Raw genomic sequence first — 11,753 nt, 5'->3', positions numbered from 1 at the left:
GCTCAGATCACGCTGAAGTGATGCGTGCCGTCGCGCGCCAGTTGCGCCACCAGTCCGAACTCCCAGTCCAGGTAGGCCTGCATGGCCTCCGCCGGTGCATCCGTGCCTTCGTAGGGCCTGCGGTAGCGGTCGGTGCGCGGTGTCGCGAGCCGCGTCTCGCCCGATTCGGCGTCGAGGCCTTCAGCGAACCATGCCGCATTGCCGCCGGCCAGCACCAGCACTTCGGCGTCGCGCTGGCCGCGCGCATCGAGCAGCAGGCGCAGGTCGGCCGCGGCGTAGCGTGCGAGCAGGCTGCTGCCGCAGGTCAGCACATAGCGCTGCGATGCAGGAATGACCGCATCGATCGCACCCGCGAGCTGCGCACGGATGGCGTACCAGGCACCCGGGATGTGGCGCTTCACGTAGTTGGCGCTGGTGGTCACGTCGATCACCGCCGTGCCGATCTGCTGCTTCAGCAAGGTCGCCAGTTCCGTGGGCGAGATCTCTGCCACGGCGGCCGCGGCGGGCGGATGGGCGGGCGGCGGCGGAGCCGTCTCGGTGAAGGCCGAAGCGGGCGGCACCGTGTCGGGCACATAGACCTCCCAGCCCATCTGCGCGAGCCAGGACGCGCTCATCCACGCCCGCACGCCGTCGTCGTCAGCCAGCACGATGCGCGCGCCGCGCACCGGCACCTGGTGATCGGTTTCCTGCACCAGCTGCCCGCCGGGCGCGCTCGCAAAGCCGGGCAGGTGGCCGGCCACGTATTCCTCGGGCGTGCGCACGTCGAAGCGGTACACGGTGCGACCTGGGGCTTCCAGCGCGTGCAGCGCATCGAGCGCGATGCGGCGCACGCCGGCCTGGTCGGCCACGCGCCGCGCATCGGCCTGGGCCTGCGCGCGGTGCGCATCGGACACCGTGGCCGGCGCCTTCCGGCCCGCGCCGTGGTCGAGCACCTGCCCCGCGAGCTTCCAGCCGATGGTGCCGTTGCGCAGCGCCGCCACCGGGTTCGGAATGCCCGCATTCACCAGCGATTGCGTGCCGATGATGCTGCGCGTGCGGCCCGCGCAATTGACGATCACCTGCGTGGCCGGATCGGGTGCCAGCTCGCGCACGCGCAGCACCAGCTCCGCGCCGGGCACGCTGGTGGCCGAGGGAATGCTCATGGTGCGGTATTCGTCGAAGCGGCGCGCGTCGAGCACCACCACATTGGCCTTGCCATCGACCAGCGCCTTCACCTCGGGCGCGGAGAGCGAGGGCGTGTGCCGCTCGTGCTCGACCAGCTCGCCGAAGGCCTTGCTCGGCACGTTCACGTCGCGGAACAGCTCGCCGCCGGCCGCGCGCCAGCCCTCGAGGCCGTCTTCGAGCAGGTGCAGGTTCGTGTAGCCGAGTGCAGCCAGCATGCGCGCGGCGAGCGGCGCCAGGTCGATGCCGTCATGCGTGCCGTACAGCACGATGAAGGTGTCGCGCCGCGGAATGCGCCGCCAGGCCTCGATCTCGATGCGCGAGAGCGGCAGATTGGCGGCCCACAGCGGATGCTCCTGCGCGAAGGGGTCTTCCTCGCGCACGTCGAGCAGCGCGGTTTCCTCGCGTGCGAGCAGGCGCGCGCGCACGGCGGCAATGGGCAGCAGGGGGAAGGTGGTGGTCGTCATGCGGATGTCGTCGTCGATCTGGGTTCGGATGAGCGGTCCCACAGGTTGGGAAGCAGCGTGTTGGAGTAGCCCGAGACAAAGGGCTTGCGTGCGCCCTCGGCCGGGTAAGTATGCCGCCGCACGGCGCCGATGTTGGCGCCGTACACGTGGATGCTGATCGATACGCGGTCCGCATGCGCGTTGTGCACGCGATGCAGGTCGCCGATGGCGGGCGACACGGCCTCCACGTCGCTGGCGTCCAGCCGCACTGCTTCGCCTTGCGGCCGAGCCAGTCCGTCGCTGCCGACGGCGTAGGCCTGGCTGTATTCGGCGCCGCGCAGCATGCCGACCAGGCCCCACACCGTGTGGTCGTGCACCGGCGTCGCCTGCCCCGGTCCCCAGACAAAACTCACGACCGAGAAGCGTTCGGTGCTGTCGGCATGCAGCAGGAACTGCTGGTAGCGCGCCGGGTCGGGTTGGGCAAAGGCATCGGGCAGCCAGTCGTCCTGCGCCACCAACCGGCGGAGCAGCGCGCCGCCTTCGGAAAGAATGCGCGGCTCGCCGGGGCCGCTGTCGAGCAGGCGGCCGAATGCAACGACGAGTTCGCGCAGCGGTGCGATGGCGTCAAACGCGCGGCTCACGCGGGACGCTTCCACAGCTGCGCATCGGTGATGGCGCGCACGTCCACGCGCAGCGGCAGGATGCCGTCGCGCGCCGAGCGGTCGGCCACCGTCTGCAATGCGGCAATGTCGGCCTCGGACACCGGCCGGCCCGTGACCGAGGCGCGCGCCGTGATGATGCGGGCCGATTCGATCGGCAGGCGCGTGAGCTGGCTGTAGGCTTGGGCATAGGCCTCGGGATTGGCCAGCGCCCATTCGCCCGCGCGCGCCAGCCGGTCCAGAAACTGCACGATGGCGGCGCGCTTGGCGGGATCGGCCAGCGAAGGCTCGCTCGCGGTGATGAAGCCCAGCGCCGTGTTGATGCCGCGCCCGTCGCGCAGGATGCGCCCGCCCTGCTGCAGCGCGATCGTGTAGTAGGGGTCGAACACGGCCCAGGCATCGATCTGCCTCGACGCGAAGGCCGCGGCCGCATCGGTCGGCATCACGAACTTCACCGTGACCTCGTCGCGCCGCACGCCGGCTTCTTCGAGCGCGCCGTAGAGCTGGTATTGCGAGATGCTGCCGCGCGCGGACGACACGATCACGGTCTTGCCGCGCAGCTCGGCCACCTTGCGCAACGGCGAATCGGGCTGCACCACGATGCCCAGCGCATCGGCCTTGCCGACGCGCGTGGCGACGATCTTCAGCGGCGTCCGGCCGACCGCTGCCGCCAGCACCGGCAGGTCGCCGGCCACCGCGGTATCGACGGCCGCGCTGCGCTGCGCCTCGAACAGCGGCGCCGCGCCCTGGAAGTTGGCCCAGCGGTAGGCGAAGGGCGCACCCTCGAGGGCCTTCGAGGCTTCGAACAGCGCGCGCAGGCCGCCGGCCTGGTCGCCGAGCACCAGCGTGGCTTGCGGCTGGGCCCATGCGCGCAGCGGCGCGGCGGCTGCGAGCGAAAGCGCCGCGCCCTGCTTGAGCCAATGGCGGCGCGAGGCTTTGGAGAACAGCAGGTCGGTCATGCGGCGGCTCCCTCGGAAGCCAATGCGCGCCTGCCCGCCGCGACCAGGACCGCGTCGTTCTGCGGCGTGTGGATGCGGCTGCACAGCACGTCGCGGTAGTGCCGCTCCAGCGGGTTCTGCCGCGCGAGGCCGTGGTTGCCGCTCAGCTGCAGTGCGAGTTCGACCGCGCGGATGGCGTTGCCCGTCACGCTGTACTTGAGCAGGCCGCTGTCGGCGGCTGGCTGTGCGCGACCTTCGTCGACGGCACGCGTCGCATCGTCGAGTAGCACGCGGTTGGTGCGCAGCAGCGCCTCGATTTCTCCCACATGCTCCTGCACGCGCGCAAGGCTTGCGAGCGGCGCGCCCAGGCTGCCGGGCGCACGATGGTTCAGGAAGTCCACCAACCAGCCGCGCGCGGCCTGCGCCACCGCGTCGTAGAGGCTGCCGAGCAGCACCGTCATCCAGGCCTGCTGCGCGGCGTGGGCGTCGATGTCGGTCTGACTGCCGGCATCGGGTGCCCAGTCGGCCGGTGCGCGAAGGTCGACCGCGTGGTCGAGCTCGATCGCCACGTTCTCGAACACCACTTCGTGGCTGCCCGAGGCGCGCAGGCCCAGGTGGTCCCAGCTTGCGATCACGCGCACGCCGGGCGCATTGCGAGGCACCAGGAACGTGCCGGTGCGTGGTGTGGTCTCGTCGGTGCGGGCCCACACGGCGAGCCACGACAGGCCTTCGATGCCTGTCGTGTAGAGCTTGTGGCCGTCGATCTTCCAGCCGCTGCCTTCGCGGCGCGCGACCGTCGCGGGCAGCCCGCCGCGCGCGGGCGAACCGAGCGCGGGCTCGACGCGCAGTGCATTGATGAGCGCGCCGCGTTCCACCGCACTGCGCAGCACTTGTTCGCGCAGGTGCGGCGGCCACCGGCTGTCGCTGCGTGCGAGTGCGTGGTGCTGCAGGTAGGTCATCGTGAGGATCAGCGCGGTGGCCGGCTCGCCGCGCGCCACGGCCGCGATCACGCGCCGCGCCGTGGCCAGCGTGGCGCCGCCGCCGCCGTGCGCCGCGGGCGCCACCAGGCCGACGAGGCCGTGCGACTGCAAGGCCGCGAAGTTCGGATGCGGAAAGGCGCCGCTGCGGTCGTGGTCGGCCGCGGTGGCGGCGAACTGTGCCGACAGATGCGCGAGCAATGCGGCATCGACGGTGGCAGGCGTGGGGTCTTCATTCGTGGCCGGCGGGCGGCGCAAGGGGAGTGCACTCATGGTTGCGCACGGTACCGGGGCCGGGCCGCGCCGGAAACGACGCATCCCGCATATGCAAACTCGTTTTTCTGCGTTCGCTTTTCCCGCCGGCCTCGGTACGGTCCGGTGCATGACATCTGACTTCCCCATCGACAGGCGACGCCTGCTCCAGGCCGCCGCGGGCTGGAGCGCCCTGGCCGCGGCCGGCGCGGCACCGGCACGCGACCTCTCTGGCGTCACGCTGCGCGTGGGCACCTACAAGGGCCTCTGGCGGCCGCTGCTGCAGGCGTCCGGCCAGGCCAATACGCCGTACAAAATCGACTGGCGCGAGCTCAACAACGGCGTGCTGCACATCGAGGCCATCAACGGCGATGCGCTCGACCTGGGCTCGGGCAGCGAGATCCCGCCGGTGTTCGCGGCGCGCCAGAAATCCAGCGTGCGGCTGGTGGCCGTGACGCATGAAGACCTCAACAACCAGGCCACGCTGGCGCGCAAGGATTCGCCGATCCGCCGCATCGCCGACTTCAAGGGCAAGCGCGTGGGCTACGTGCGCGCCACCACTTCGCACTACTACCTGGCCAGGCAGCTGGCCGAGGCGGGCCTGTCGTTCAGCGACATCCAGGCCGTGAGCCTCACGCCCTCGGACGGCCTCTCGGCCTTCGCGCGCGGCGACCTCGATGCCTGGGCCATCTACGGCTACAACGGCCAGCTGGCGCGCACGCAGTACGGCGCGCGCACCATCAAGACCGGCGTGGGCTACCTTTCGGGCAACTTCCCCATCTACGCCAACCCGCGCGCGCTCGACGACGAACTGCGCCGCGCGGCGCTGGGCGACCTGCTGCAGCGCCTGCAGCGCGCCTTTGCATGGATCAACGGCAACTTCCTGGCCTATGCGCGGGCGCAATCGGCCGAGACGCGTGTGCCGGTCGGCGACCTGGTCGAGCTCTTCAACGGCCGCAGCGGCGACTACAGCCTGGGCCCGGTCAGCGATGCGGTGGTGCGCAGCCACCAGGAGGTGGCCGACACCTTCCTGAAGATCGGCGTGCTCGACGGACCCGCCGACGTGAAGCCCCTGTGGGACCGCCGCTTCGAGAGCGTGCTGCGCCTGCCCGCCGCCTGAACAACACACACATCACCCTGAAAACACGAGGACACCATGAGCCAGAACGACATCGAATTCATCGGCATGATCCAGGGCCAGAAGGTCTCGGAGATCCACGCGGCCAAGGGCCCGGCCATCGACCGCGACTACGTGCGCGCCTTTGCGCAGGCGCATGAGAACGCGGGCTTCGACCGCGTGCTGGTGCCGCACCATTCGACCGGGCCCGACGCCACGCTGACCGTGGCCCATGCCGCCTCGGTCACCGAGCGCATCCACTTCATGCTTGCGCACCGCCCCGGTTTCGTCGCACCCACGCTGGCGGCGCGGCAGTTCGCCTCGCTCGACCAGTTCAGCGGCGGCCGGCTCGGCGTGCACTACATCTCTGGCGGTTCCGACGAGGAACAGCGCCGCGACGGCGACTGGCTCGGCCACGACCAGCGCTATGCGCGCACCGACGAATACCTCGACGTGCTGCACAAGGTGTGGACCGCCGACAAGCCCTTCGACCACGAAGGCGCGCACTACCGCTTCCAGAACGCTTTCTCCGAAGTGAAGCCGGTGCAGACGCGCAATGGCAAGCCGCATGTGCCGGTGTACTTTGGCGGTGCCTCGGAGGCGGCGATTCCCGTGGCCGGCAAGTACGCCGACGTGTATGCGCTGTGGGGCGAGTCGCTCGACCAGGCGCGAGAGCTCACGGCGCGCGTTCGCGCCGAGGCCGCGAAGCACGGGCGCAGCGTGCGCTTCTCGGTGTCGTTCCGCCCGATCCTCGCGCAGACCGAAGAGGCCGCATGGGCGCGCGCCGACAGCATCCTGGCCGAAACCCGGCGCCTGCGCGTGGTGCAGGGCTACAACCGCGGCGGCCCGCAGCAGAGCGAGGGCGCGAAGCGCCTGCTCGCCGCGGCCGAGAAGGGCACGCGGCTCGACAAACGGCTGTGGACGGCGGTGGCGCAGGAGATCGGCGGCCGTTCCAACAGCACCGCGCTGGTCGGCACGCCCGAGCAGGTCGCCGATGCGCTGCTCGACTACTACGACCTGGGCGTGACCACCTTCCTGATCCGCGGCTTCGATCCGCTGGAAGACGCGATCGACTATGGACGCGAGCTGATTCCGTGCACGCGCGAGCTGGTCGCGCGGCGTGCGGCTTCGATTCGCAAAGCAGCGTGACTTGACTTGCTCCCTCCCCTTCCGGGGGAGGGCAGGGGTGGGGGCAAGCGGCCTCGAACACCGCCACTGCATTTGAAGCCGTCGTGCCCCCATCCCAGCCTTCCCCCGGGAGGGGAAGGAGCAATACCCAATACCCCGAGAGATCTCCGATGAATGCCGTACTTTCCATCGACCGCAACGCGGTCCAGCCGCTCAAGCTCAACCCCAACCCGCAGCAGAAGTACTGGTTCGACCCCATCCCCCCGCGCACCAGCGTGCAGGCCGAGCGCCGGCACCGGCAGGAGCGCCTCGCAGGTGCATTCCGCCTGTTCGCCCGCTTCGATTTTGCCCAAGGCTTGGCCGGCCACATCACCGCGCGCGACCCGGAGCTCAATGATCATTTCTGGGTCAACCCGCTCGGCATCCACTTCTCGCGCATCAAGGTCTCCGACCTGCTGCTCGTCAACGCGAAGGGCGAGACGGTGATCGGCGACCGGCCGCTCAACAAGGCCGCGTTCGCGATCCACGCCGCGATCCACGAGCACAACCCGAAGATCGTTGCCGCCGCCCACACGCATTCGACCTACGGCAAGGCCTGGTCGACGCTCGGCCGCAAGCTCGACACGATCACGCAGGACAGCTGCGTGTTCCACGGCGACGTGGCACTGTTCGACGACTTCACCGGCATGGTGGTCGACACCAGCGAGGGCGAGCGCATCGCGCGGGCGCTGGGCGACAAGAAGGGCGCGATCCTCAAGAACCACGGCATCCTGACCGCGGGCCCCACGGTCGAGGCCGCCGCCTGGTGGTACATCGCGCTCGACAACGCCTGCCACACGCAACTCCTCGCCGAGGCCGCCGGCAAGCCGCAGCCCATCGACGAGGACACCGCGCGCCACACACACAGCCAGATCGGCGGCCCGGAGGGGGCCATCCATTCCTTCGACAGCCTTTATCAAGGCCTGGTCGAAGCGGAACCCGAACTGCTGCTCTGAAGAAAAACCACTGGAGTTCTCGATGACCGCTTCTTTCTCCCGCCCCGTATCGCGCCGGGGTGTCCTGCGCGCAGGCGGCGCCGCCGCCGTGGTCGCCTCGGGCGGCCTGATCGCCTCGCAGGCCTTCTCGCAGCAGGCACGCAAGCTCACCTTCGCATGGAACGCCGCCGCGTTCTGCCTCTCGCCCGTCGTCGTCGCGCAGGAGCGCGGCTACTTCGAGCGCAACGGCTTGCAGGTGGACCTGATCAACTACACCGGTTCCACCGACCAGCTGCTGGAGTCGCTGGCCACGGCCAAGGCCGATGCGGCGGTGGGCATGATCCACCGCTGGCTCAAGCCGCTGGAGTCGGGCTTCGACGTGAAGATCGTCGGCAGCTCGCACGGCGGCTGCGTGCGGCTGGTGGGTGCGAGGAGCGCGGGTGCGACCAGTCTTGCGAGCCTCAAGGGCAAGATCATCGGCGTGTCGGACATCGCGAGCCCGGGCAAGAACTTCTTCTCGATCCTGCTCGCGAAGAACGGCATCGACGCCGACAGGGACGTGACCTGGCGCCAGTACCCGGCCGACCTGCTCGACATCGCGGTGCAGAAGGGCGAGATCCATGCGATTGCCGATGGCGACCCGAACATCTACCTGATCGAGAAGCGCAACAAGGGCGCCTTCGTGGAGATTGCGAGCAACCTCTCGGGCGAATACAAGGATAAGGTCTGCTGCATCGTCGGCGCGCGCGGCGAACTCGTTCGCAAGGACAAGCCGACCGTCGCGGCCCTCGTGCGCGCCATCGCGCAGGCCTCCGACTACGTGGCCGAGAACCCGAACGAATCGGCCAAGCTGTTTGCGAAGTATTCGCCCAAGGTGCCGATCGAGGACCTGCGCGCACTGCTGGGCACGCTCACGCACAACCACCATCCGCTCGGCAAGAACCTGCGCGACGAGGTGGAGTTTTATGCGCGCGATTTCCGCGGCGTCGGCGTGCTCAAGAAGACCACCGATCCGGTGCGCTTTGCCGAGCACGTCTCTTTCGATCCACTCGCATGAGCACCCCCGACCCCGCATTGGGCTTCGATTCCCTCCCCTTCCGGGGGAGGGCCAGGGTGGGGGCCGCGGCGCCCGAACGCGCCACGGCTCCCGCCTCGACACCGGCCCGCATTCCAGCAGCTGCGCCCCCATGGCGCATCGGCTTCGCCGCCGCAGCCGCATGGTTCGCCCTGGGCCTGCTCACGCTCTACTGGCCGAACAAGGCCGTCGGCTTCAGCGACTGGGCCTACACCGACGAGTTCGGCATTGCCGCCATCGCGGTGGGCACACTGCTGCTGGCCGTTGCATCGCTCGGGCCGCGCGCCGGCCGCGTCGCGCTTGCACTGCGGCCCGCTGGCCCGTGGCTCGTCGCGCTGCCCGTGCTGTTCGCGATCTGGGAGATCGCGACCGCCAAGCTCGCGCTGCTGCCCACGCCGTTCTTCGCGCCGCCGCAAAGCCTGGTCGAGACCTATATCGACGACTGGCGCCGTCTCGGAGAAAGCCTGCTGCATTCGACCCGGCTGCTCGCACACGGCTTCGTGCTGGGCGCGCTCGCGGGCTTTCTCACGGGCGTGACCATCGGCTGGTCGCGCACTGCGGGCTACTGGGTGCATCCGGTGCTGCGCTTCGTGGGGCCGGTGCCGGCTTCGGCGCTGCTGCCGCTGGCGTTCTTCTTCTTTCCATCGAGCTATGCGGCCGCGGTGTTCCTGATTGCGCTGGCGACCGGATTTCCGGTGGCGGTGCTCACCTGGTCGGGCGTGGCAGGCGTCAACCGCAACTACTACGACGTGGCGCGCACCATGGGTGCGAGCGAGCGCTTCCTGGTGCTGCGCGTGGCCATTCCGGCTGCCTTGCCGCAGGTGTTCGTGGGCCTTTTCATGGGGCTGGGCGCGGCCTTCTCGGTGCTTGTCACGGCCGAGATGATGGGCGTGAAGGCCGGGCTGGGCTTCTATCTTTCGTGGGCGCAGGGCTGGGCCTCGTACTCGAACATGTATGCCGCGCTGATCGTGATGGCGGTGCTGTGCTCGGGCCTGATCACGCTGCTCTTCAAGGTGCGCGACCGCGTGCTGTCGTGGCAGAAGGGGACCGTGAAATGGTAGCCGCCGCAACAACGGCAGACGCAGGCGTGCGCCAGGCCGGCGCGCACATCGGCATCCGCGGCGTGAGCCACTGGTTCGACGTGCCCGCGGGGCCGCTGCAGGTGCTCGACGACATCGACCTCACGGTGAAGCCCGGCGAGTTCGTCGCGCTGCTGGGGCCGAGCGGCTGCGGCAAATCGACGCTGCTGCGCCTGGTGGCCGGGCTCGAGCCCGCCACGGCCGGCCGCATCACGCAGGACGATGCGCCCATCACGCGGCCCGACCCGTCGCGCATCGTCGTGTTCCAGGACCCGACGCTCTACCCCTGGCGCAGCGTGTGGGACAACGTGGCGCTGGGCCTGCAGGCGCGCGGCGTGCTCAAGGCGCAGCGCGGGCGCGTCGACGAGGCGCTGAAGCTTGTCGGCCTCAGCGACTTTGCCAAGGCCTTTCCGCACCAGCTCTCGGGCGGCATGGCGCAGCGTGTGGCGCTGGCGCGTGCGCTGGTCAACGATCCGCAGCTGCTGGTGCTAGACGAACCGCTCGGCAAACTCGACTCGCTCACGCGCATTGCGATGCAGAGCGAGCTCGTCAACCTCTGGCAGCGCGCGGGCTTCTCGGCGCTGCTGGTGACGCACGATGTGGAAGAGGCGCTGTTCCTCGCCAACCGAGTGATCGTGCTGAGCGACCGGCCGGCGCGCATTGCGGCGGAGATCGTGGTCGACCTGCCGTATCCGCGGCACCGCGGCCATGCGCGCTTGGCGGAATTGCGGCACGAGGCGTTGAGGCACCTGGGGCTCGACGCCACCTGGTGAGATGAACAGCACGCCCGAGGCCGATTGGCTCAACCTGCTGATCGGCCTGCTGCAAGGCGCCCAGCTGCAACTGCTGCGCGTGCTTGATGCGCTCGGCCTCGCGCAGCATGTGCACGGCCAGCCGGCGTGGCCATGGGCACGGCGGCTGTCGGGCGAGAACCTGCTGATCGACCTGGGGCAGGCGCGCAGCCTCGCGTGGACGCTGGTGTTCGTCGCCGTGGCGGTGCTCGCGTTGCTGCTGGCCCTCTTGTGGCGGCGGCCGCGCTACTACCTGCTGGCGCTGGTGCCGATGCTGCTGATCGCCGCGCCCTGGCCCGAGTCGCGCGTGGTGCTGGTGCCCGCGACGCCCGCGAGCTTCCACGCATCGCCGACCGGTTTCACGGCCGAATCCATCGCCCAGGGCCGCGTGCTCTACCAGCAGAACTGCGCGGCCTGCCACGGCGCTGACGGCAAGGGCGAAGGCCCGCTCGCCGCCTCGCTGGCGGTGTGGCCGCCGGACCTCAGCGGCCCGCTGCTGTGGCGGCGCGCCGATGGCGATCTGCTCTGGCGCATCCTCCACGGCACGCGCGATGCGCAGCAGGGCGGCCAATCCACGATGCCCGGCTTTGCCGGAAAGCTCGGCGAGGCCGATGCCTGGGCGCTGGTCGACTACATGAAGGCGCAGGGCGCAGGCCAGAGCCTGCGTGTGCTCGGCAACTGGCCGCAGCCCATCGGCCTGCCCGGAATGACGGTGCGCTGCGGTTCACAGCCGCCGCGCTTGCTTGCGAGCTGGCGCGGGCAGCGCGTGCGCATCGTGGCGGGCGATGCGGCGCCCACCGAAGACCCGCGCCTCGTCACCGTGCTGCTGCGGTCGCCTTCGAGCGCGGTTGCAACATCCGCCGATTGCGTGGCCGACTCCGCTGCCGCATGGGAGGCGCTGTCGCTCATCGCCGGCACCGATCAACTCGCCGGCACCCAGCTGATTGCCGACCGCGACGGCTGGCTGCGCGCACGCGGTGCGCCCGGCAAGGCAGGCTGGTCGGACGACGACCTGCTGTGCCGCAGCGAGCGTGCGCCTGCTGCGACGGCGGTGGAGCAGGGCGTTGCCGCACTGCCTGCCGATGGCCTGGGCGCGCTGATCGCCCGCATGGACGCGCAGCCGGTGCGCTTCGTCAAGGGCGGCTTCATCCATTGA

The 11,753-nt window shown here is 70.0% G+C and carries 11 protein-coding genes; 7 read left to right on the top strand and 4 right to left on the bottom strand.

Annotation, left to right across the window (positions count from 1 at the left end; genetic code table 11):
• Positions 1-2 precede the first annotated feature (2 nt).
• From RZE77_RS20170 to RZE77_RS20155, 4 genes are read right to left on the bottom strand one after another with little or no spacing between them, the layout of a single operon-like run.
• The gene (locus RZE77_RS20170) at positions 3-1,628 is read right to left on the bottom strand and encodes a rhodanese-related sulfurtransferase (RefSeq protein ID WP_319438966.1); all 1,626 of its coding nucleotides are present in this window, start codon (positions 1,626-1,628) and stop codon (positions 3-5) included.
• Positions 1,625-2,248 (bottom strand): cysteine dioxygenase family protein, encoded by a 624-nt coding sequence (locus RZE77_RS20165; RefSeq protein ID WP_319438965.1) that lies wholly within the window; start codon positions 2,246-2,248, stop codon positions 1,625-1,627. The genes RZE77_RS20170 and RZE77_RS20165 overlap by 4 nt, the downstream gene beginning before the upstream one ends.
• Positions 2,245-3,225, bottom strand: a complete 981-nt coding sequence (locus RZE77_RS20160; protein WP_319438964.1) for an ABC transporter substrate-binding protein — start codon at positions 3,223-3,225, stop codon at positions 2,245-2,247. The genes RZE77_RS20165 and RZE77_RS20160 overlap by 4 nt, the downstream gene beginning before the upstream one ends.
• Positions 3,222-4,454, bottom strand: coding sequence for an acyl-CoA dehydrogenase family protein (locus RZE77_RS20155; RefSeq protein WP_319438963.1), 1,233 nt, complete (start codon positions 4,452-4,454; stop codon positions 3,222-3,224). The genes RZE77_RS20160 and RZE77_RS20155 overlap by 4 nt, the downstream gene beginning before the upstream one ends.
• A gap of 109 nt (positions 4,455-4,563) precedes the next feature.
• On the opposite strand from RZE77_RS20155, the gene RZE77_RS20150 reads away from it, so the two are divergent.
• The 7 genes from RZE77_RS20150 (at position 4,564) to RZE77_RS20120 (ending at position 11,753) form a co-directional block, all read left to right on the top strand.
• Complete coding sequence (locus tag RZE77_RS20150) at positions 4,564-5,553, top strand: ABC transporter substrate-binding protein (protein WP_047786305.1); 990 nt, start codon at positions 4,564-4,566, stop codon at positions 5,551-5,553.
• Between the two features lie 36 nt (positions 5,554-5,589).
• Positions 5,590-6,699 carry an LLM class flavin-dependent oxidoreductase gene (locus RZE77_RS20145; protein WP_319438962.1) on the top strand — a complete coding sequence of 370 codons (1,110 nt, stop codon included), beginning with the start codon at positions 5,590-5,592 and terminating at the stop codon, positions 6,697-6,699.
• Between the two features lie 149 nt (positions 6,700-6,848).
• On the top strand, positions 6,849-7,673 hold the full coding sequence (locus RZE77_RS20140) for a class II aldolase/adducin family protein (RefSeq protein ID WP_319438961.1): 825 nt from the start codon (positions 6,849-6,851) through the stop codon (positions 7,671-7,673).
• Positions 7,674-7,695: 22 nt separating this feature from the next.
• Complete coding sequence (locus RZE77_RS20135) at positions 7,696-8,709, top strand: ABC transporter substrate-binding protein (RefSeq protein ID WP_319438960.1); 1,014 nt, start codon at positions 7,696-7,698, stop codon at positions 8,707-8,709.
• On the top strand, positions 8,706-9,788 hold the full coding sequence (locus tag RZE77_RS20130) for an ABC transporter permease (RefSeq protein ID WP_319438959.1): 1,083 nt from the start codon (positions 8,706-8,708) through the stop codon (positions 9,786-9,788). Before RZE77_RS20135 ends, RZE77_RS20130 begins: the two co-directional genes overlap by 4 nt.
• Positions 9,782-10,579: an ABC transporter ATP-binding protein gene (locus RZE77_RS20125; protein ID WP_319438958.1), complete on the top strand. Its 798-nt coding sequence runs from the start codon at positions 9,782-9,784 to the stop codon at positions 10,577-10,579. Before RZE77_RS20130 ends, RZE77_RS20125 begins: the two co-directional genes overlap by 7 nt.
• A gap of 1 nt (position 10,580) precedes the next feature.
• The gene (locus tag RZE77_RS20120; RefSeq protein ID WP_319438957.1) at positions 10,581-11,753 is read left to right on the top strand and encodes a c-type cytochrome; all 1,173 of its coding nucleotides are present in this window, start codon (positions 10,581-10,583) and stop codon (positions 11,751-11,753) included.

Source organism: Variovorax sp. SPNA7 (assembly GCF_033807855.1).
Classification (GTDB): domain Bacteria; phylum Pseudomonadota; class Gammaproteobacteria; order Burkholderiales; family Burkholderiaceae_C; genus Variovorax; species Variovorax beijingensis.
This window is presented reverse-complemented; position numbering and strand designations above follow the sequence as displayed.

Excerpts from the sequence above, each read along its gene's own strand:
- RZE77_RS20170 (WP_319438966.1), bottom strand. The coding sequence starts at position 1,628 with ATGACGACCACCACCTTCCCCCTGCTGCCCATTGCCGCCGTGCGCGCG.
- RZE77_RS20160 (WP_319438964.1), bottom strand. The coding sequence starts at position 3,225 with ATGACCGACCTGCTGTTCTCCAAAGCCTCGCGCCGCCATTGGCTCAAG.
- RZE77_RS20155 (WP_319438963.1), bottom strand. The coding sequence starts at position 4,454 with ATGAGTGCACTCCCCTTGCGCCGCCCGCCGGCCACGAATGAAGACCCC.
- RZE77_RS20150 (WP_047786305.1), top strand. The coding sequence starts at position 4,564 with ATGACATCTGACTTCCCCATCGACAGGCGACGCCTGCTCCAGGCCGCC.
- RZE77_RS20145 (WP_319438962.1), top strand. The coding sequence starts at position 5,590 with ATGAGCCAGAACGACATCGAATTCATCGGCATGATCCAGGGCCAGAAG.
- RZE77_RS20140 (WP_319438961.1), top strand. The coding sequence starts at position 6,849 with ATGAATGCCGTACTTTCCATCGACCGCAACGCGGTCCAGCCGCTCAAG.
- RZE77_RS20135 (WP_319438960.1), top strand. The coding sequence starts at position 7,696 with ATGACCGCTTCTTTCTCCCGCCCCGTATCGCGCCGGGGTGTCCTGCGC.
- RZE77_RS20130 (WP_319438959.1), top strand. The coding sequence starts at position 8,706 with ATGAGCACCCCCGACCCCGCATTGGGCTTCGATTCCCTCCCCTTCCGG.
- RZE77_RS20125 (WP_319438958.1), top strand. The coding sequence starts at position 9,782 with ATGGTAGCCGCCGCAACAACGGCAGACGCAGGCGTGCGCCAGGCCGGC.
- RZE77_RS20120 (WP_319438957.1), top strand. The coding sequence starts at position 10,581 with ATGAACAGCACGCCCGAGGCCGATTGGCTCAACCTGCTGATCGGCCTG.